Origin of the sequence: Pseudomonas sp. NFX98 (assembly GCF_047784845.1) — a bacterium.
In the GTDB taxonomy this organism is placed as follows: domain Bacteria; phylum Pseudomonadota; class Gammaproteobacteria; order Pseudomonadales; family Pseudomonadaceae; genus Aquipseudomonas.
The window spans coordinates 144369-163260 of the sequence record NZ_JBLNNF010000011.1 but is presented as its reverse complement, the minus strand read 5'-3'; the positions used below and the strand labels follow the sequence as shown (position 1 = coordinate 163260).

At 60.7% G+C, this 18892-nt stretch carries 18 protein-coding genes; 16 read left to right on the top strand and 2 right to left on the bottom strand.

The window, feature by feature from the left end; all coding sequences use genetic code 11:
• Positions 1-38 precede the first annotated feature (38 nt).
• Complete coding sequence (locus ACM110_RS16640; RefSeq protein WP_416128635.1) at positions 39-2486, bottom strand: acyl-CoA dehydrogenase; 2448 nt, start codon at positions 2484-2486, stop codon at positions 39-41.
• A gap of 248 nt (positions 2487-2734) precedes the next feature.
• Here ACM110_RS16640 and ACM110_RS16635 point away from each other — a divergent pair, with 248 nt between their 5' ends.
• The 4 genes from ACM110_RS16635 to ACM110_RS16620 all read left to right on the top strand — a co-directional run bounded on the left by ACM110_RS16635 (position 2735) and on the right by ACM110_RS16620 (position 5902).
• The gene (locus ACM110_RS16635) at positions 2735-3394 is read left to right on the top strand and encodes a transglutaminase-like domain-containing protein (protein WP_416128634.1); all 660 of its coding nucleotides are present in this window, start codon (positions 2735-2737) and stop codon (positions 3392-3394) included.
• A 43-nt stretch (positions 3395-3437) separates the two neighbouring features.
• The gene (locus ACM110_RS16630; protein ID WP_416128633.1) at positions 3438-4061 is read left to right on the top strand and encodes a glutathione S-transferase family protein; all 624 of its coding nucleotides are present in this window, start codon (positions 3438-3440) and stop codon (positions 4059-4061) included.
• 132 nt (positions 4062-4193) lie between these two features.
• A complete protein-coding gene (locus ACM110_RS16625) occupies positions 4194-5126 on the top strand; it encodes an ABC transporter ATP-binding protein (RefSeq protein ID WP_416128632.1) in 933 nt (310 codons plus the stop codon).
• The gene (locus ACM110_RS16620) at positions 5123-5902 is read left to right on the top strand and encodes an ABC transporter permease (protein ID WP_416128631.1); all 780 of its coding nucleotides are present in this window, start codon (positions 5123-5125) and stop codon (positions 5900-5902) included. The genes ACM110_RS16625 and ACM110_RS16620 overlap by 4 nt, the downstream gene beginning before the upstream one ends.
• Before the next feature lie 887 nt (positions 5903-6789).
• Here ACM110_RS16620 and ACM110_RS16615 read toward each other — a convergent pair.
• A complete protein-coding gene (locus ACM110_RS16615) occupies positions 6790-7305 on the bottom strand; it encodes a DUF2062 domain-containing protein (protein ID WP_338585294.1) in 516 nt (171 codons plus the stop codon).
• Positions 7306-7441: 136 nt separating this feature from the next.
• Between ACM110_RS16615 and ACM110_RS16610 the strand changes: the two genes are divergently transcribed.
• From ACM110_RS16610 to ACM110_RS16555, 12 genes are all read left to right on the top strand, one after another.
• Positions 7442-9670: a DNA internalization-related competence protein ComEC/Rec2 gene (locus ACM110_RS16610; RefSeq protein WP_416128630.1), complete on the top strand. Its 2229-nt coding sequence runs from the start codon at positions 7442-7444 to the stop codon at positions 9668-9670.
• 104 nt (positions 9671-9774) lie between these two features.
• On the top strand, positions 9775-10410 hold the full coding sequence (locus ACM110_RS16605; protein WP_338585297.1) for a MotA/TolQ/ExbB proton channel family protein: 636 nt from the start codon (positions 9775-9777) through the stop codon (positions 10408-10410).
• Positions 10407-10835, top strand: coding sequence for an ExbD/TolR family protein (locus tag ACM110_RS16600; RefSeq protein ID WP_416128629.1), 429 nt, complete (start codon positions 10407-10409; stop codon positions 10833-10835). The genes ACM110_RS16605 and ACM110_RS16600 overlap by 4 nt, the downstream gene beginning before the upstream one ends.
• Complete coding sequence (gene lpxK / locus ACM110_RS16595) at positions 10835-11845, top strand: tetraacyldisaccharide 4'-kinase (protein ID WP_416128628.1); 1011 nt, start codon at positions 10835-10837, stop codon at positions 11843-11845. The genes ACM110_RS16600 and lpxK overlap by 1 nt, the downstream gene beginning before the upstream one ends.
• A 24-nt stretch (positions 11846-11869) precedes the next feature.
• Positions 11870-12055 carry a Trm112 family protein gene (locus tag ACM110_RS16590; protein ID WP_007945752.1) on the top strand — a complete coding sequence of 62 codons (186 nt, stop codon included), beginning with the start codon at positions 11870-11872 and terminating at the stop codon, positions 12053-12055.
• Positions 12052-12816, top strand: coding sequence for a 3-deoxy-manno-octulosonate cytidylyltransferase (gene kdsB, locus ACM110_RS16585; protein ID WP_416128627.1), 765 nt, complete (start codon positions 12052-12054; stop codon positions 12814-12816). Before ACM110_RS16590 ends, kdsB begins: the two co-directional genes overlap by 4 nt.
• Entirely contained in the window at positions 12816-13280 is a 465-nt protein-coding gene (locus ACM110_RS16580; protein WP_416128626.1) for a low molecular weight protein-tyrosine-phosphatase, read from the top strand. Before kdsB ends, ACM110_RS16580 begins: the two co-directional genes overlap by 1 nt.
• Complete coding sequence (gene murB / locus ACM110_RS16575; protein WP_416128625.1) at positions 13277-14296, top strand: UDP-N-acetylmuramate dehydrogenase; 1020 nt, start codon at positions 13277-13279, stop codon at positions 14294-14296. Before ACM110_RS16580 ends, murB begins: the two co-directional genes overlap by 4 nt.
• Before the next feature lie 239 nt (positions 14297-14535).
• Positions 14536-15006, top strand: a complete 471-nt coding sequence (locus tag ACM110_RS16570) for a (2Fe-2S)-binding protein (protein WP_338585304.1) — start codon at positions 14536-14538, stop codon at positions 15004-15006.
• Positions 15003-17321, top strand: a complete 2319-nt coding sequence (locus ACM110_RS16565; RefSeq protein ID WP_416128624.1) for a molybdopterin cofactor-binding domain-containing protein — start codon at positions 15003-15005, stop codon at positions 17319-17321. The genes ACM110_RS16570 and ACM110_RS16565 overlap by 4 nt, the downstream gene beginning before the upstream one ends.
• The gene (locus tag ACM110_RS16560) at positions 17321-18304 is read left to right on the top strand and encodes an XdhC family protein (protein WP_416128623.1); all 984 of its coding nucleotides are present in this window, start codon (positions 17321-17323) and stop codon (positions 18302-18304) included. The genes ACM110_RS16565 and ACM110_RS16560 overlap by 1 nt, the downstream gene beginning before the upstream one ends.
• Complete coding sequence (locus ACM110_RS16555) at positions 18301-18891, top strand: nucleotidyltransferase family protein (protein ID WP_416128622.1); 591 nt, start codon at positions 18301-18303, stop codon at positions 18889-18891. Before ACM110_RS16560 ends, ACM110_RS16555 begins: the two co-directional genes overlap by 4 nt.
• Position 18892: the final 1 nt, after the last annotated feature.

Sequence of the window (18892 nt, the reverse complement as noted above, 5' to 3'; positions counted from 1 at the left end):
ATAAAGCTCCTGCGCCCGTTTTTACATGCTTGGGTAGATCAGCGGACCTTCCCTTGTGCTATTGCAAGCTCATCTTTGTCGAAGTCATCGACATCGATCACCTTGCGCCGCGCCGCCTCGGCTTCGCGCAGGGTTTGAGCTTCCACGGGTTGCAACACCCCAGCCTCCAGCGCGGCATCGATGACAGGCTCGCCAGCGACCGGTTTGACCTGACCGCTCTTGAGCGCCACATGCAGTTTTTTCTGTAGCGGTTGTGCGGCGCTCAACAGGTTGCAGGCATGTTGCAGGGCGCCAACCGGGTCCTCCTCGGATTGCGGGCGATAGCAACCGAGCAGAACTTCCTCCAGCGCAGGATCGCCCTCGGCTCGACCGATGACCGCAGCGACTTGTGCACCCAGCTTGTCGGAAGGTCCTTTGTGGCGACGACCGAACGGGAACACGATCACCCGCAACAGACACGCCAGCACTTTGTTCGGGAAGTTGTTCAGCAATTCATCCATGGCCCGTTCGGCCTGGCCGAGGCTTTCTTCCATGGCCCAGGTAAACAGCGGTTCCATGTATTCCGGCGCGTCGAGGTCGTTGTAACGCTTGAGCGCGGCACTGGCCAGATACATGTTGCTCAGCACATCACCCAAGCGCGCCGACAGGCGTTCACGGCGTTTCAGTTCGCCGCCCAGCAACATCATGCTGAGGTCGGCAAGCAAGGCAAACGCAGCCGCCTGACGGTTGAGGGCGCGGAAATAACCCTGGCTGAGCTTGTCGCCCGGCGTATGTTCCAGATGACCGAAACCGAGATTCAGCACCAGCGTGCTGGCCGCGTTACCCACGGCAAACCCGATGTGCCTGAGCAGCAGGCCGTCGAACTCGACCAGCGCCTGATCCTTGTCCTCGCGGGTGGCAAGGGCCATTTCCTTGAGCACGAAAGGATGGCAGCGAATCGCACCCTGGCCGAAGATCATCAGGTTGCGCGAGAGAATGTTCGCACCTTCCACGGTGATGAAAATCGGCGCACCGCTCCATTTGCGTGCGAGGTAGTTGTTCGGTCCCTCGATGATCGCCTTGCCACCGTGCACGTCCATCGCATGGCTGATGCACTCGCGGCCACGTTCGGTGAGGTGGTACTTGAGAATCGCCGACAGCACCGACGGCTTTTCGCCGAGGTCCACCGCGTTGGCGGTCAGCATCCGCGCGGCATCCATCATCCAGGCATTGCCGCCGATGCGCGCCATCGCTTCCTGAATACCTTCGAACGCGGCAATCGGCACGTTGAACTGTTCGCGAATCTGCGCGTACTGGCCGGTCACCAGGCTGGTGAACTTGGCCATGCCGGTGCCCACTGCCGGCAGGGAAATCGAACGCCCGACCGACAGGCAATTCATCAGCATCATCCAACCCTTGCCGAGCATTTCCTGGCCGCCGATGAGGAATTCCAGCGGGACGAAAACGTCTTTGCCAGAGTTCGGGCCGTTCATGAAAGCCGCGCCCAGCGGCAGGTGGCGACGGCCGATTTCCACGCCGGGAAGATCGGTGGGAATCAGCGCGAGGCTGATGCCCAGATCTTCTTTATCACCCAGCAGATGGTCCGGGTCGTAGGCCTTGAACGCGAGGCCGAGGAGGGTGGCTACCGGGCCAAGGGTGATGTACCGTTTTTCCCAGTTCAGGCGCAGGCCGAGGGTTTCCTGGCCTTCCCATTCACCTTTGCAGATCACGCCGGTGTCGGGCATGCCGCCAGCGTCGGAGCCGGCCAAGGGGCCGGTGAGGGCGAAACACGGAATATCGTCGCCGCGCGCCAGACGTGGCAGGTAATGGTTGCGTTGTTCATCGGTGCCGTAATGCAGCAGCAGTTCGGCGGGGCCGAGGGAGTTGGGGACCATCACGGTGGAGGCGAGGTCGCCGCTGTGGCTCGCCAGTTTCATCGCCACTTGCGAGTGGGCGTAGGCCGAGAAGCCCTTGCCGCCAAATTCCTTCGGAATGATCAAGGCGAAGAAACCCTGATCCTTGATATACGTCCAGGCCTCCTCCGGCAAGTCCATGGTTTGACCGAGTTGCCAGTCGCTGACCATGCCGCAGAGGGTTTCGGTCGGGCCATCAATGAAGGCCTGCTCTTCTTCATTCAGTTGTGCTTTGGGGTAGGACAGCAGTTTGTTCCAGTCCGGGCGCCCGCTGAACAGTTCGCCATCCCACCAGACAGTGCCCGCTTCGATAGCATCGCGTTCGGTCTGCGACATGGGCGGCAGGGTTTTCTGGAACCAGTTGAACATCGGCGCGCTGAAAAGCTTGCGACGCAGATCAGGCAATAGCAGCGGTGCCGCCACGGCGGCGGTCAGTACCCAGAAAATCAGCAACAGCCAGCCCGGTGCATGACTGAAGATGCCCATTGCCAGCAGGTAGACAGCCACGATGCCCAGGGCAGGCAGTGGCGCGATGCGACGGTGGGCTAAATAAGCTATCCCGACAAGCAGAACCAGTATCCACAACAGCAGCATATTTAATCCTCCGTGAAACCAGGGCGAACCAACCCACAGAGCTTAGACGGCATCCGTTAATCGGGGTGGTCAGAGCGAGGTGATTGAAATCGTGGGAAACCCCGGATGATTTTTGTAGGCCCGGTTGGCAATGGGCCTGGGAAATCGTTCATTGAACGGGCGGCAAAGCGTCCATATTTGGCCGAAACGTCGTTATCTCTGTGCTGAACCTCTCGCTAGACTCGGGGTTCCCCCAGGAGATCGCCCGCATGCACGAGTACCTAAGCCCCGGCCGCTTCATCGATAGTGACCACCCCTCGGTGGTGGAGTTCGCCGAAAAACACCGTGGCAGCAGTCGCGACCCGATCGAGCAGGCGATCAGTCTTTATTACGCCGTACGCGAAGTGGTGCGCTACAACCCGTACACCTTCAGTCGCGATCCGCAGACCTTGTGCGGCAGTTACGCGCTGGCCACGGGGGAGAGTTACTGCGTACCCAAAGCCACGTTGCTCGCCGGTGCTGCGCGGCATTGCGGCATCCCGGCGCGGATCGGCCTGGCTGACGTGCGCAATCATTTGTCGACGCCGCGCCTGCTCGAACTGCTCAAGAGCGACATGTTCGCCATGCACGGTTACACCGAGTTCTACCTGCAGGATCGCTGGGTCAAGGCGACCCCCGCGTTCAACCAGAAACTCTGCGAACTGTTCAATGTGGCGCCGCTGGAATTCGATGGCATCAACGACAGCGTTTTCCACCCGTTCAACCGCGATGGAGAGAAACTGATGGAGTACCTCGTCGATCACGGCCAGTTTGCCGATGTGCCTGAAGCGTTCTTTTTCGAGCACCTGGAAAAGTGCTACCCGCATCTGTTCGGCGAACAACTGTCGCCACTGCTGGGGGACATGCAGAGCGATTTGAGTCGCGCCTGATCCGGCGTATGCTGCCTGCGCATTCATCAATCGAGAGGCGGTCATGCTGAAGATCTGGGGTCGGAAAAATTCATCGAATGTGCGAAAGCCGTTGTGGGCCGCCGAGGAGTTGGGGCTGGCTTATGAAGCCATCGACGCGGGTGGTGCCTTCGGTGTTGTCGATACGCCTGAGTACCGCGCCATGAACCCCAATGGCCGCGTGCCGGTGATCGAAGACGACGGATTCGTGCTGTGGGAATCCAACGCCATCGTCCGTTACCTGCTGGCCAAACATGCGCCGGATAGCGCGTGGTATCCGGCGGGTGTGCAAGCGCGCGCTACCGCTGACAAGTGGATGGACTGGACCACTTCCAGTTTCGCCGGTCCGTTCCGCACCGTATTCTGGGGCGTTTTGCGCACTCCGGCAGATCAGCAGGACTGGTCCGCCATCAAGGCTGCGATCAAGGAGTGCGACGGCTTGCTGGCAATGGCCGATCAGGCGTTGGCGACCAAACCCTACCTGTCCGGTGACGAGATCGGCATGGGCGACATTGCGCTCGGCAGTTTCATTTATGCCTGGTTCGAGATGCCGATCGAGCGTGCGCCGCTGCCTCACCTGCAAGCCTGGTACGCACGGTTGCAACAGCGTCCGGCGTATCGCAAGGCTGTTATGACCGCGTTGACTTAATACCTACTATCGACACACTTGACTGTACTTGTGCGGCGGCGGCAAGCACCATTGCGTTCATGCGCCGCGGTTGCATTGCTCGCCGCCCGCCCTTATTTCTTTCTTTCTTCCCTTCTTGGTGCGTAATCCGATATGAGTTCCGCTCTGTCCATCCGGCAGCTAACCAAAACCTACGGCAACGGTTTCCAGGCCTTGAGTGGTATCGATCTGGACGTCGCCGAAGGTGACTTCTTCGCCTTGCTCGGCCCCAACGGCGCCGGCAAATCCACCACCATCGGCATTCTCTCGACCCTGGTGAACAAGACCAGTGGCACGGTGAATATTTTCGGTCACGACCTGGACAAGAATCCTGCGCAGCTCAAGCGCTCCATCGGCGTGGTGCCGCAGGAATTCAACTTCAACCAGTTCGAAAAGACCTTTGACATCGTCGTGACCCAGGCCGGTTATTACGGAATCCCGCCGAAAGTCGCCAAGGAACGCGCCGAGCAATACCTGACCCAGCTCGGCTTGTGGGACAAGCGTGACACGCCATCGCGTTCACTGTCCGGCGGCATGAAGCGTCGATTGATGATCGCCCGTGCGCTGGTTCACGAACCGCGCCTGTTGATCCTCGACGAACCGACGGCGGGTGTGGACATCGAATTGCGTCGCTCGATGTGGACCTTCCTCACCGAGCTGAACAAGAAAGGCATCACCATCATCCTCACCACGCACTATCTGGAAGAGGCTGAGCAGTTGTGCCGCAACATCGGCATCATCGACCACGGCACCATCGTCGAAAACACCAGCATGAAACAGTTGCTTGGCCAGTTGCATGTCGAGACCTTCCTGCTGGATTTGAAGAACAGCCTGAGTGCGCCGCCGCAGTTGATCGGCTATCCATCCCGGATGCTTGATGGTCACACCCTGGAAGTCCAGGTCGACAAGTCCATGGGTATTACCGCGCTGTTCACCCAATTGGCCCAGCAGAACATTGAAGTGCTGAGCTTGCGTAATAAAACCAATCGCCTTGAGGAGCTGTTCGTGTCCCTGGTGGAGAAAAATCTGGCGAAGGTGGCGTTATGAGTTCCGAGCTGCAACCCAATCTCGTTGCCCTCAATACCATCGTTTACCGTGAAGTCCGGCGCTTTACCCGGATCTGGCCGCAGACCCTGCTGCCGCCGGCCATCACCATGGTTCTTTACTTCGTGATCTTCGGTAACCTGATCGGCCGGCAGATCGGCGACATGGGTGGCTTCACCTACATGGAGTACATCGTGCCGGGGCTGATCATGATGTCGGTGATCACCAACTCTTACGGCAACGTGGTGTCGAGTTTCTTTGGCAGCAAGTTCCAGCGTTCAATCGAAGAACTGATGGTGTCGCCGGTTTCGCCGCACACCATCCTGATCGGTTACACCCTCGGCGGCGTGCTGCGCGGGTTGATGGTCGGGGTCATCGTGACGCTGCTGTCGCTGTTCTTCACCGATTTGCAGGTGCATCACCTGGGCGTGACCATTCTGGTGGTGGTGCTGACGGCGACGATCTTCTCGCTGCTGGGTTTCATCAACGCTGTGTTTGCGCGCAACTTCGATGACATTTCGATCATTCCGACGTTTGTGCTGACGCCGTTGACGTATCTGGGCGGGGTTTTTTATTCGATCACTTTGCTGCCGCCGTTCTGGCAGACCGTGTCGCTGGCCAACCCTGTGTTGCATATGGTTAACGCCTTCCGTTACGGCATTCTTGGGGTTTCGGATATCCGGATCAGTGTGGCGATTGCCTTTATGGTGGTGGCGACGGTGGTTTTGTATTTGGGGTGTGCGCGGTTGTTGGTGAGTGGGCGGGGGATGCGTACCTAATCGGTATTTTTTAGGGGCGGGTACATATCCATTCCTGCGGTAACGGCGGCTTATGGTTTCGCCCTTACGGCGACTCCCTTTGGCAAACGCCCCAAAGGAAGCAAAGGTCTCGCCCCTTACGTACGGCACCTCGCTAGAGCTCGGTGTACCTTCGCTCCGGCATTCATCCGGGGGCATCGCCTCCGGTTGGCTTCGCTTCAACCTCCTCTCGATGTGTGCGGCTTCGCCGCACGGCGCTACGCGCCTCCCCCCGGATAAACGCCTCCACTCAGCCTCCCGATGGGGCGGGTGGATCAAAAGCGGCAGGCGAGCTAACGCTCGGCCTGTTGAGTGGTGAGAAGCGTGAATGCATCCCGATCCACTGTGGGAGCCAGCCTGCTGGCGATGGCGGCCTGACAGCCGACCCGATTTTGTGCTGTATCACGCCCAATGTAGGAGCCGCCGAAGGCTGCGATCTTTTGATCTTGCTTCTAAACAACAAATCAAAAGATCGCAGCCTCGTTGCTCTCGACAGCTCCTACAGAGAAGTGCGCACGCATCAAGAGTCAGGCCGGCCGGTAGGCCGCCTCGCGGTGCTGTTGCGGTATTCGCCCCATCGAGAGGCCGAGTGGAGGTTCTGCGCAGTGGGCAACCCGGCAAGGATGCCGGGTTAGCCGCCCCCGGCCATGGATGGCCGATGGCGGCGGGCCCACGGAGCAGGACCGGAGCGAGGGCATGCCGAGCCTAGGCGAGGCACCGAACGTCAGGGGCAAAGCGCTTTGGTTACTTTCGTCTGGGCCGGCATTCCGGCTCTTCGAAAGTGACCCGCTGTAAGAGCGGAACCGTCAGCAGCCGTTACCAAAAAAACGGAAATGTACACGATCAAACACAACCCAAAGACCGCCCAATCACATCCGACTCTGCTTACGCCGCCGCCACTGCCGCGCCACCCACCACCGCCAATACACCATCACCAAACAATAAGCCAAAGCCCCCAACACCAACCCCGTCACCACCGACCCCAGCAAAAATGGCTGCCACAAGGTCGAGAGCTCTCCGCTGATCCACTCCCAGGTCAACTCATCGGGCAGATGCCGCGCAGGCACGTCCATCAGCCAGGCCCCAGTCTGATAGGTGCAAAAGAACACTGCAGGCATGGTGATCGGATTGGTCAGCCAGACCAGGCTCACCGCAATCGGCATGTTCCCGCGCACCACGATGGCGAGGATGGCAGCCAGCAGCATCTGCAACGGAATCGGCAGGAACGCCGCGAACAAACCGACCGCCATGGCCCGGGCGACGGAATGGCGGTTGAGGTGCCAAAGGTTCGGGTCATGCAGCAGCGTGCCGAGAAAGCGTAAGGATTTGTGTTCCCTGATGCTGGTCGGGTCTGGCATGTAACGTTTGAATAATCGCCGGGGCATAAGGCTTCTCGGTCGGTCAAGGCGGCAAGTATGTCTGGATTCTATGAAGCGCCCATTCAGACTTTGTGACAATTGATAACCACGACCGTGCGGCCGGACAGCTATGCCTTAGGTCGGGACTCTCAAGGACGGGCATATGCGCACAGGGATGATGGCGCTGGCACTGGGATTGCTGGCCCTGCGTTTTTTACCGGCATTGCCGCCGGTCGGTTTGTGGTTGTTGATGCCGGTGGTCGGTTTGATGTTGCTGCCGTTCAGGACGTACCCCGTGGCGTTCTTCCTGTTCGGTTTGAGTTGGGCTTGCGCGCAGGCGCATTGGGCGCTGGACGATCGACTGTCGCGGAGCCTCGATGGCGAAACCCGCTGGGTCGAAGGGCGGGTGGTGGGGTTGCCCCAGAACAGCGAAGGCGTCGTACGTTTCGAATTGGCAGATGCCCGCTCGCGACATGCAAAAGTGCCGCAACTCATGCGCGTGGCCTGGTATGACGGCCCGCCGGTGAACAGTGGCGAGCGCTGGCGACTGGCGGTCAAGTTGAAGCGTCCTGCGGGTTTGCTCAATCCGCATGCTTTCGATTACGACGCCTGGCTGCTGGCGCAACGCATCGGTGCGACCGGAACGGTCAAGGACGGCGAGCGACTGGCGCAAGCGCGATGGGCCTGGCGCGACGGTATCCGCCAGAGGCTTCAAGCGGTAGACGCCCAGGGACGAGCCGGTGCGCTGGCGGCTTTGGTGCTGGGCGATGGCGCCGGGCTGAGCCGTGAGGACTGGCAGGTGTTGCAGGACACCGGCACCGTGCACCTGTTGGTGATTTCCGGACAGCACATCGGTTTGCTCGCAGGCGTGGTGTATCTGTTGATCGCCGGTCTTGCCCGTTATGGCCTGTGGCCCAGCCGTCTGCCATGGCTGCCCTGGGCCTGTGGCCTGGCATTTGCGGCCGCTCTCGGTTACGGATTGCTGGCCGGTTTTGAGGTGCCGGTGCGTCGGGCCTGTTTGATGATCGGGCTGGTGCTGTTGTGGCGCCTGCGGTTTCGTCATCTTGGCGCCTGGTGGCCGCTGTTGCTGGCGCTCAATGGCGTTTTGCTGCTCGATCCGCTGGCGAGTCTTCAGCCGGGGTTCTGGTTGTCCTTCGCGGCGGTGGCGGTGCTGATTTTCACCTTCGGCGGCCGGTTGGGCCCTTGGCATTGGTGGCAAACCTGGACCCGCGCGCAATGGTTGATCGCGTTGGGATTGGGCCCGTTATTGCTGGTGCTGGGATTGCCGATAAGCGTGAGTGGGCCGTTGGTCAACTTGCTGGCGGTGCCCTGGATCAGTCTGGTGGTGCTGCCTCCCGCATTGCTCGGCACCTTGTTGTTGCCGGTGCCTTACGTGGGCGAAGGCTTGCTGTGGCTGGCGGGTGGTTTGATCGATGGATTGTTCAAGGGACTGGCGTTGGTCGCGGGTCAGATTTCTGCGTGGGTACCCATGGCGATTCCGTTTTGGGTCTGGTGCGTTGGCGCGTTGGGATCTTTTCTGTTGCTTCTACCCCGAGGCGTGCCAATGCGTGCGTTGGGGTGGCCCATGCTGCTGTTGCTGATTTTTCCGCCGCGCCCCGAGTTACCGGAAGGCATCGCCGATGTCTGGCAACTGGATGTCGGACAGGGACTGGCGATTTTGGTGCGCACCCGGCATCACACACTGCTGTACGACACGGGCCCGCGTTTCGGCGATTTCGACCTGGGAGAGCGAGTCGTATTGCCGTCATTACGCAAACTGGGCGTGAAAGAACTCGATCTGATGCTGATCAGCCACGCCGACGCCGACCATGCCGGTGGCGCCCGCGCGGTTGCCAACGGGCTGCCGGTCAAGCGTGTAATCAGTGGCGATCCTGCGGCGCTGCCGGTCGAGTTGCAAGCCCAAGCCTGTGAAACCGACCGGCAATGGACCTGGGACGGTGTTCAGTTCCGGCTCTGGCAATGGTCGTCAGCCAGCGACAGTAATCAGAAGTCCTGTGTTTTGCAGATTGAAGCCAACGGTGAGCAATTGTTGTTGACCGGCGACATCGACACCAACGCCGAGCGCGCACTGCTCGAAAGCCCATTGGCCGTGCCGACCGACTGGTTGCAGGCGCCGCACCACGGCAGTCGCAGTTCATCTTCGATGGCGCTGCTCAACGGCTTGCAGCCTAAAGCGGTGCTGATCTCCCGTGGTCAGGGTAATTCGTTCGGTCATCCTCATCCGACGGTCATGGCGCGCTATCGGAAACGCGCAATGGCGATCTATGACAGTGCGGAACAGGGTGCCATTCATCTGCAACTCGGACGTTTCCAATCACCGCGTTCGATGCGTCAGGAACAGCGGTTCTGGCGCGATCCGCCACCCTTGTAGCGATAACCGAGTGTAATCAAAGCCCGACCGGATGCGACATCGCGGTCTTCGGTGCGCCCACCCCCTATGTTAGAGTGGCGCACTTTTTCGAGGGGACTGACACTGTGTGGGAATTGGTCAAATCCGGCGGCTGGATGATGCTGCCGATCATTCTGAGTTCCATCGCGGCCATGGCGATCGTTGCCGAGCGTCTGTGGACCCTGCGAGCCAGTCGCGTGACCCCGGAGCACCTGCTCGGGCAGGTCTGGGTCTGGATCAAAGACAAGAAGCTCAACAAAGACAGGCTCAAGGAACTGCGCGCCAACTCGCCTCTGGGTGAAATCCTCGCCGCCGGCCTGGCCAACTCCAAGCATGGTCGCGAGATCATGAAAGAGTGCATCGAAGAGGCTGCGGCGCGGGTCATCCACGATCTGGAGCGTTACATCAACGCCCTCGGCACCATTGCGGCCATGGCGCCGTTGCTGGGCTTGCTCGGTACCGTGCTGGGCATGATCGATATTTTCAGCGCATTCACCGGCAGTGGCATGACCACCAACGCTTCGGTGCTGGCCGGTGGTATTTCCAAGGCCCTGATCACCACGGCTGCCGGTTTGATGGTCGGTATCCCGGCGGTATTCTTCCATCGATTCCTGCAACGCCGGATCGATGAGCTGGTGGTCGGGATGGAGCAGGAAGCGATCAAACTCGTCGAGGTAGTGCAGGGCGACCGCGACGTGGACCTGACCGAGGGCAAAGCGTGAAATTCCGCCGCAAACCACGGGAAACGGTGGACATCAACCTCGCGTCGCTGATCGACGTGGTGTTTATCCTGCTGCTGTTTTTCGTCGTGACCACGACCTTCACCCGTGAAACCCAGTTGCGTGTCGAGCTGCCGGAAGCGGTCAGCGGCGCTTCGGCCGATGACCAGACCCGGCAGCTCGATATCGCCATCAGCGCCGACGGCGTGTTCTCCGTGAACAACCATGTTTTGCCGAAAAGCGACCTGGCCACATTGATTGAAGCGCTGCAGAAAGAATCCAATGGCGATACCAGTCTGCCGCTGTCCATCAGCGCCGACGGTAAATCCCAGCATCAGTCGGTCATCACTGCGATGGACGCCGCCGGCAAGCTTGGCTTCAGCCAATTGCGCATGACCACAGTCGAGGCGGCGCCGACCGCGCCCTGATGGCCATGTCCGATCGTCTGCTCGCCGCGTGGTACGCCGGTCATCCGGCCCTGAAGCTGTTGCAGCCGCTGGAGTGGCTCTACCGGCGCGTGGTCAACAACAAGCGCAAACGCTTTCTCGCGGGCGAGGGTGAAATCTACCAGCCACCGGTGCCGTTGATCGTCGTCGGTAACATCACGGTTGGCGGCACCGGCAAGACGCCGCTGATCCTGTGGATGATCCAGCATTGCCAGCGTAGCGGCTTGCGGGTTGGCGTGGTCAGCCGTGGTTACGGTGCCAAACCGCCGCAGTTGCCATGGCGAGTCGAGGCGGATCAAAGCGCGGAAATTGCCGGCGATGAACCTTTGCTGATCGTTCAACGCACCGGCGTGCCGCTGATGATCGACCCTGATCGCAGCAGCGCCGTCAAAGCCTTGCTGGCCAGCGAACCGCTGGACCTGATCCTCTCCGATGACGGCATGCAGCATTACCGACTGGCCCGGGATCTGGAACTGGTGCTGATCGACGCCGCCCGAGGCCTCGGCAATCGGCGTTGCCTGCCGGCCGGGCCGTTGCGCGAGCCGGTCGAGCGTCTGCAAAGTGTCGACGCGGTGCTCTACAACGGCGCCACGGCTGATCGCGATGATGGTTTCGCCTTCCAGTTGCAACCCACTGCGCTGGTCAACCTGAAAAGCGGCGAACGACGTCCCCTCGATCATTTTTCAGCAGGTCAGGCGCTGCACGCCGTGGCCGGGATCGGCAACCCGCAGCGTTTCTTCAAGACCCTCGAAACGCTACACTGGCAGCCAGTCCCGCACGCGTTCGCCGATCACGCCGAATACAGCGTGCAGGCCTTGAATTTCACCCCGTCATTGCCGTTGGTGATGACCGAAAAGGACGCGGTGAAGTGCCGTGCCTTCGCCGCCGCCGACTGGTGGTACCTGGCGGTCGATGCTGTGCCGTCGCCGGCCTTCGTGGCCTGGTTCGACACACAGTTGATGCGCCTGTTGCCGGCTCGTCTGTTGCCTTAAACCGTTTTTATCCAGGGAGTGCTCATGGACACCAAATTGCTCGATATCCTCGCTTGCCCGGTCTGCAAAGGCCCGCTCAAGCTCAGTGCCGACAAAACCGAGCTGATCAGCAAGGGCGCAGGTCTGGCGTACCCGATTCGCGATGGCATCCCGGTGATGCTCGAAACCGAAGCCCGCACCCTGACCACCGACGAGCGTCTGGATAAATGACCACAGCCTTTACCGTTGTCATTCCGTCGCGTTACGCCTCCACCCGTTTGCCGGGCAAGCCGCTGCTGTTGATCGCCGGCAAGCCGATGATCCAGCACGTCTGGGAACAGGCGAGCAAAAGCAGCGCCCAGCGTGTCGTGGTCGCCACTGACGATGCGCGCATCGTCGAAGCTTGCAAAGGGTTTGGCGCCGAAGTGGTGCTCACCCGCGAGGATCACAATTCCGGCACCGATCGCTTGGCGGAAGTCGCGACGAAACTGGGCCTGGCGCCCGATGCCATCGTGGTCAATGTCCAGGGTGACGAACCTTTGATCCCGGCGAGCGTGATCGATCAGGTCGCTGCCAACCTGGCCGTCCACACGGAAGCGCGCATGGCCACCTTGGCCGAGCCGATCGAAGACGCGGAAACCCTGTTCAATCCCAACGTGGTCAAGGTAGTCAGCGACCTCAATGGCCTGGCGCTGACCTTCAGTCGCTCGACCTTGCCTTGGGCTCGGGATGCGTTCGCGGTGAACCGCGAGCAATTGCCGGAAGGCGTGCCCTATCGCCGCCACATCGGTATCTACGCCTATCGCGCTGGTTTCCTGCACGACTTCGTCAGCTGGGGCCCGTGCTGGCTGGAAAACACCGAGTGCCTGGAACAGTTGCGTGCCCTGTGGCACGGCGTGCGAATTCACGTCGCCGACGCGCTGATCGCGCCGCCGCCCGGTGTCGATACCGTTGAAGACCTTGAGCGCGTTCGTCGCCTGCTGGAGGCCTGATGCGGGTTCTGTTTGTCTGCCTGGGCAACATCTGCCGTTCACCCACGGCTGAAGGTGTTTTGCGCCACAAACTGCGTGAGGCGGGGCTGGCCGATCTGGTCGAAGTCGCCTCCGCCGGCACCGGCGATTGGCATGTTGGCAAAGCGCCGGACAAGCGCAGTCAGGCGGCGGCAAAGCTGCGTGGCTATGACTTGTCCATGCAACGTGCCCAGCAAGTGACCCGCGCCGATTTCGCCACCTACGACCTGATCCTGGCGATGGACAACAGCAACCTGCGCAACCTCAAGGCCCTGCAACCGGCCAAGGGCAAGGCCGAGCTGGATTTGTTCCTGCGTCGTTATGAGTCGGAAATCGACGAAGTCCCGGATCCGTATTACGACGGCGACCAGGGCTTCGAGCAGGTGCTGGATTTGATCGAGCGCGCCAGTGATCTGCTGGTTGTGGAATTGAAGGGACGGTTATGAGTTTGCAGGTTCGGTCGCAGGTTTCACTCAAGCCGTTCAACAGCTTTGGCGTGGATGTTCAGGCTCGCCTGTTCGCCGAAGCCCATAGCGACGCCGATGTGCGAGAAGCCTTGGCCTATGGGCTTGAGCATCATGTTCCGGTGCTGGTGATCGGCGGCGGCAGCAATTTGCTGCTGACGGCGGATATCGAGTCGCTGGTGTTGCGCATGGCCACACGCGGGATTCGCGTGGTGAGCGATGACGGCAGCAAAGTGGTGATCGAGGCCGAGGCCGGCGAACCTTGGCATCCATTCGTGCAGCACACGTTGGCGCAGGGTTTGTCGGGTCTGGAAAACCTCAGCCTGATTCCCGGCACCGTCGGTGCGGCACCGATGCAAAACATCGGCGCTTACGGGGTTGAGATCAAAGACGTGTTCGCCGGTCTGACGGCGCTTGATCGCCACAGCGGCGAACTGCGCGACTTCAACCTGGATGAGTGCAACTTTGCCTACCGCGACAGCCTGTTCAAACAGGAACCGGGGCGCTGGTTGATCCTGCGCGTACGCTTCGCACTCGACCGTGCTGCGCATCTGCACCTGGAATACGGCCCTGTTCGCCAGCGCCTGACCGAGCAAGGCATCGAGCATCCGACCGCCACCGATGTCAGCCAGGCGATTTGCAGCATCCGCAACGAAAAGCTCCCGGACCCGGCGGTGCTCGGCAATGCCGGCAGCTTCTTCAAGAACCCGTTGGTGCCAGCGGCGTTGGTCGCGCAGCTCAAGGGCGAATACCCCGATCTGGTGGCCTACGCGCAACCCGACGGGCAGATGAAAATCGCCGCCGGATGGCTGATCGAGCGGGCAGGGTGGAAAGGTTTCCGTGATGCCGACGCGGGCGTGCACAAGTTGCAGGCGCTGGTGCTGGTCAACTACGGCAGCGCCACCGGCCTGCAATTGCTCGACTTGGCGCAGCGTATCCAGAAAGACATTTCAGAACGTTTCCATGTCGAGCTGGAGATGGAGCCGAACCGTTATTGAGACTACGCTTTAATGGTTCAATCCAAAGCCCTGCACTGATGAAAAGTGCAGGGCTTTTTTGTTAATGCTGCGTTAACTTAGCGAGCTAACGATGCAAAGCATTTTCTCCATTAAAGGCCCGGTGCAGACGCTCCCGTCAGCACAAGAGAGCCCAATAGCCTGAGTCGATCTGCGTACCGAACCAAGATCCAATGGCAGATTGCTCGACCCCATAACTCAAGAACTATGCGGGCGTGCCCATGATTACCCTGAAACTCAACGGTCAAGACCATCAACTCGACGTCACCGAGGACATGCCGCTGCTCTGGGCGATCCGCGATGTGGCCGGCTATAACGGCACCAAGTTTGGCTGCGGCATGGGCCTGTGCGGTGCGTGCACCATTCATATCGAAGGCGCTCCGGCACGTAGCTGCATCACGCCGATCGGCTCGGTAGTCGGGCAGAACGTCACCACCATCGAAAACGTCCATGCCGACCCGGTCGGTAAAGTCGTGCAGCAAGCCTGGCTCGATACCGCCGTGGCGCAATGCGGTTTCTGCCAGGGCGGGCAAATCATGTCCGCCACTGCGCTGCTCAAAACCAATCCGAACCCGAGCGATGAGCAGATCGAAGAGGCGATGGTCGGCAACATCTGTCGTTGCGGCACTTACAACCGCATCAAGACTGCCATCCGCCAGGCATCCACCCACCTGAAGGAGGCCAAGGCATGAGCCAGTTACCGAATTATTTCGCCCTGAGCAACCTCAGTCGCCGTGGTTTCCTTAAAGGTGTGGGCGCTGCCGGTGCCCTGGTGGTTGCCGCGAGCTGGGGCTGGCAGGACGCGTTTGCCGAAGAAGAGAAGAAGTTCGGCGCCGACGGTATGCCCCATGGTTGGGTCGATGATCCCAAGGTGTACGTCAGCATTGCGGCCGACGGCACGGTGACCGTGATGTGCAACCGTTCGGAAATGGGCCAGGGCGTTCGTACCAGCCTGACGATGGTGGTGGCCGACGAGCTGGAAGCGGACTGGGCGCGGGTCAAGGTGCAGCAGGCACCGGGTGACGAAGTGCGCTTCGGCAACCAGGACACCGACGGCTCGCGCAGCATGCGCCACTGGTACGAGCCGATGCGCCGCTGCGGTGCCGCTGCGCGGACCATGCTGGAGCAGGCCGCTGCCAATCAGTGGAAAGTCCCGGTCAGCGAATGCCATGCGCAATTGCACAAAGTCATCCACAAACCCACCGGTCGTGAACTGGAGTATGGTGCGCTGGCCGCAGCTGCCGGTGCCTTGGCCGTTCCGGCGCGTGACAGCCTGAAACTCAAGCAACCGTCGGAATTCCGCTACATCGGCAAGGAAGGCACCAAGGCCATCGACGGTGACGACATCGTCAACGGGCGCGCGGTGTACGGTGCCGATGTGCATTTCGACGGCATGCTGTTCGCCACCATTGCCCGGCCTGCGGTCTACGGCGGCAAGGTCAAAAGCTTCGATGCCAGTGCGGCGATGAAGGTCCCGGGCGTGGTCAAGGTGGTGCAGATCGAAAGTCGTCCTTTGCCTTCGGAGTTTCAACCGCTGGGCGGCATTGCCGTGGTGGCGAACAACACCTGGGCGGCGATCAAGGGCCGTGAGGCATTGAAAATCGAGTGGGATGACGGCGCCAATGCCAGTTATGACTCGATCGCCTACCGCAAGGAACTGGAGGCTGCGTCCCTCAAGCCCGGCAAAGTCGTGCGCAACACTGGCAACATCGACGAAGCCATGGGCAGCGCCGACAGCACGCTGGAAGCCTCTTACTACCTACCGCATCTGTCGCAGTCGCCGATGGAGCCAATGGTCGCCATCGCCCGCTACAAGGATGGCGTGTGCGAAGCCTGGGGGCCGAGCCAGGCGCCGCAGGTCACCCGCACAAGAATCGGTGAGCGCCTCGGTCTGCCGTTCGATAACGTCACGTTCAACGTGACGCTGCTGGGTGGCGGTTTCGGTCGCAAGTCCAAGCCTGACTTCATCATCGAGGCGGCCATCCTCGCCAAGGAATTTCCTGGCAAAGCCGTACGCGTGCAATGGACCCGTGAAGACGATATCCATTGTTCCTACTTCCACACCGTGTCGGCGGAATACCTCAAGGCCAGCCTGAACAAGGATGGCCTGCCGTCCGGTTGGTTGCACCGCACGGTGGCACCGAGCATCACTGCGTTGTTCGCGCCGGGCATGAATCACGAGGCGGCTTTCGAGTTGGGCATGGGCTTCACCAACATGGCCTACGCGATCCCCAACATCCGCCTGGAAAACCCTGAAGCGACGGTGCACACCCGCGTTGGCTGGTATCGCTCGGTGTCGAACATTCCCCACGGCTTCGCGATCCAGAGCTTCATCGATGAACTGGCGCACAAGGCCGGGCAGGACCCGCTCAAGTACCAGATCAAATTGCTCGGCCCGGATCGGCAGATCGATCCGCGTACCTTGAGTGAAGAATGGAACTACGGCGAATCGCCCGAGCGTTATCCGATTGATACCGGGCGCTTGCGCACCGTGCTGGAAACCGCCGCCAAAGCCGCCGGTTGGGGCCGTGAGTTGCCGAAGGGCCGAGGCCTGGGCCTGGCGGTGCATTACAGTTTCGTCACCTACGTGGCGGCGGTGATCGAGGTTGAAGTCAAAGACGACGGCACGTTGATCGTGCACAAGGCGGACATCGCCGTGGATTGCGGGCCGCAGATCAACCCCGAACGGATTCGCGCACAGTTCGAAGGCGCCTGCGTCATGGGCCTGGGCAACGCTGTGCTGGGTGAGATCAGCTTCAAGGACGGCAAGGTCCAGCAGGACAACTTCCACATGTACGAAGTGGCGCGCATGTCGCTGGCGCCGAAGGAAGTCGCCGTGCATCTGGTTACGCCACCGGGCACCGTCCCGTTGGGCGGCGTCGGCGAGCCGGGCGTGCCGCCGATTGCCCCGGCGTTGTGCAACGCGATCTTCGCCGCCACCGGCAAACGCATCCGCGACCTGCCGATTCGCTATCAGCTCCAGGGCTGGCAGAAGGCGCAGGCCTGATGGACAGCGTCGATCTGAATGTCCTGCGCAGCGTGCTGGAATGGCGCCGCGCCGGTCAGCGGGTGGTGTTGTACAGCGTGGTCCAGACCTGGGGCACCGCGCCCCGGGCGCCTGGCGCGATGTTGGCGTTGCGTGAAGATGGCGTGGTGATTGGTTCGGTGTCGGGCGGTTGTGTCGAAGATGACCTGATTGCGCGGTTGCATGACGGTCGCATTCCGGTCGATGGCCCGCCGGTGCAGTTGATTACCTATGGCGTCACTCGTGAAGAGGCAGCGCGTTTCGGCCTGCCCTGCGGTGGCACCTTGCGTTTGACCGAGGAGCGGGTCGGCGACGCGGATTGGGTCGCCGAGTTGCTGGCGCGCTGCGAGGATCATCAAATCGTCGCGCGTTCGCTGGATATCGCGACCGGTGAAGTGGTCCTACAGCCGGCCGACAAATCGGATGTGCTGTCCTTTGATGGCAAGACGCTGCGGGCCATTTATGGCCCGCGCTGGCGCCTGCTGCTGATCGGTGCGGGGCAGTTGTCTCGTTATGTCGCCGAAATGGCCCGGCTGCTGGATTTCGAGGTGCTGATCTGCGATCCACGCACCGAGTTTGTCTACGGCTGGGAAGAACAGCACGGACGATTTGTCTCTGGCATGCCCGACGATGCGGTGCTCAATATCCAGACTGACGAACGCACGGCCATTGTCGCCCTGACCCACGACCCGCGTCTGGACGACATGGCGCTGCTCACCGCCCTCGACTCCAGGGCTTTTTATGTCGGAGCGCTGGGCTCTCGGGTCAACAGCCAGAAACGTCGGGAAAACCTGGCGCAACTGGGCTTGTCGCAACAGGCAATCGAGCGGCTGCACGGCCCGATCGGCTTGCACATCGGCAGCCACAGTCCGGCGGAAATCGCCTTGTCGCTGATGGCGGAAATTGTCGCGATCAAGAATGGCGTCGAATTGAAACAGAAAAAGCCAGTACGGGAGCGCGTATGAGCGAATCCATCGGAGCAATCATTCTGGCGGCGGGACAGGGCAGTCGGTTCCGGCAAGTCGCGGGTGAGGATAAGGACAAGTTACTGACGGACTGTACGGGGCGTGATGGTGCGGTTCGTTCGGTGATCGAGCACGTGCTGGTGAATCTGCCGGCCACGCTGGAAAAGCGTGTGCTGGTGACCACCGCTGATCGTCCACAGGTGATTCGCATGGCCAAGGCCTATGGCTGTGAAATCGTGCTGATCGAATCCACCGGAATGGGCGATAGCATTGCCGCTGGAGTCGCCGCGTCTGCACACCTCGGTGGCTGGTTGATGGTGTTGGGAGATATGCCGTTTATCCTGCCTTCGACTATTGAGCAGGTTCTGGCGCAGGTGGCTGATGATTGCATCAGTGTTCCGGTGCAGGACGGGGAATATGGGCATCCGGTGGGGTTTGGCCGCAGCTTTGAATCGGGGTTGATGGCGTTGTCGGGTGATCGCGGGGCCAAGCCGTTGTTTGCGCAGGGGCGAGTGGTTGAAGTGGCAGTGGATGATCCCGGGGTTTTGTGGGATGTGGATGTGCCGGAGAAGTTGATCTTTGGGTGAT

Bases quoted from the DNA above. Each gene is read 5' to 3' on its own strand.
- ACM110_RS16610 (WP_416128630.1), top strand. From the start codon at position 7,442: ATGCGCACAGGGATGATGGCGCTGGCACTGGGATTGCTGGCCCTGCGT.
- ACM110_RS16560 (WP_416128623.1), top strand. From the start codon at position 17,321: ATGGACAGCGTCGATCTGAATGTCCTGCGCAGCGTGCTGGAATGGCGC.
- ACM110_RS16565 (WP_416128624.1), top strand. From the start codon at position 15,003: ATGAGCCAGTTACCGAATTATTTCGCCCTGAGCAACCTCAGTCGCCGT.
- ACM110_RS16590 (WP_007945752.1), top strand. From the start codon at position 11,870: ATGGACACCAAATTGCTCGATATCCTCGCTTGCCCGGTCTGCAAAGGC.
- ACM110_RS16580 (WP_416128626.1), top strand. From the start codon at position 12,816: ATGCGGGTTCTGTTTGTCTGCCTGGGCAACATCTGCCGTTCACCCACG.
- ACM110_RS16620 (WP_416128631.1), top strand. From the start codon at position 5,123: ATGAGTTCCGAGCTGCAACCCAATCTCGTTGCCCTCAATACCATCGTT.
- ACM110_RS16630 (WP_416128633.1), top strand. From the start codon at position 3,438: ATGCTGAAGATCTGGGGTCGGAAAAATTCATCGAATGTGCGAAAGCCG.
- ACM110_RS16615 (WP_338585294.1), bottom strand. From the start codon at position 7,305: ATGCCCCGGCGATTATTCAAACGTTACATGCCAGACCCGACCAGCATC.
- lpxK (WP_416128628.1), top strand. From the start codon at position 10,835: ATGGCCATGTCCGATCGTCTGCTCGCCGCGTGGTACGCCGGTCATCCG.
- murB (WP_416128625.1), top strand. From the start codon at position 13,277: ATGAGTTTGCAGGTTCGGTCGCAGGTTTCACTCAAGCCGTTCAACAGC.
- ACM110_RS16640 (WP_416128635.1), bottom strand. From the start codon at position 2,486: ATGCTGCTGTTGTGGATACTGGTTCTGCTTGTCGGGATAGCTTATTTA.
- ACM110_RS16555 (WP_416128622.1), top strand. From the start codon at position 18,301: ATGAGCGAATCCATCGGAGCAATCATTCTGGCGGCGGGACAGGGCAGT.
- ACM110_RS16570 (WP_338585304.1), top strand. From the start codon at position 14,536: ATGATTACCCTGAAACTCAACGGTCAAGACCATCAACTCGACGTCACC.
- ACM110_RS16635 (WP_416128634.1), top strand. From the start codon at position 2,735: ATGCACGAGTACCTAAGCCCCGGCCGCTTCATCGATAGTGACCACCCC.
- ACM110_RS16625 (WP_416128632.1), top strand. From the start codon at position 4,194: ATGAGTTCCGCTCTGTCCATCCGGCAGCTAACCAAAACCTACGGCAAC.
- kdsB (WP_416128627.1), top strand. From the start codon at position 12,052: ATGACCACAGCCTTTACCGTTGTCATTCCGTCGCGTTACGCCTCCACC.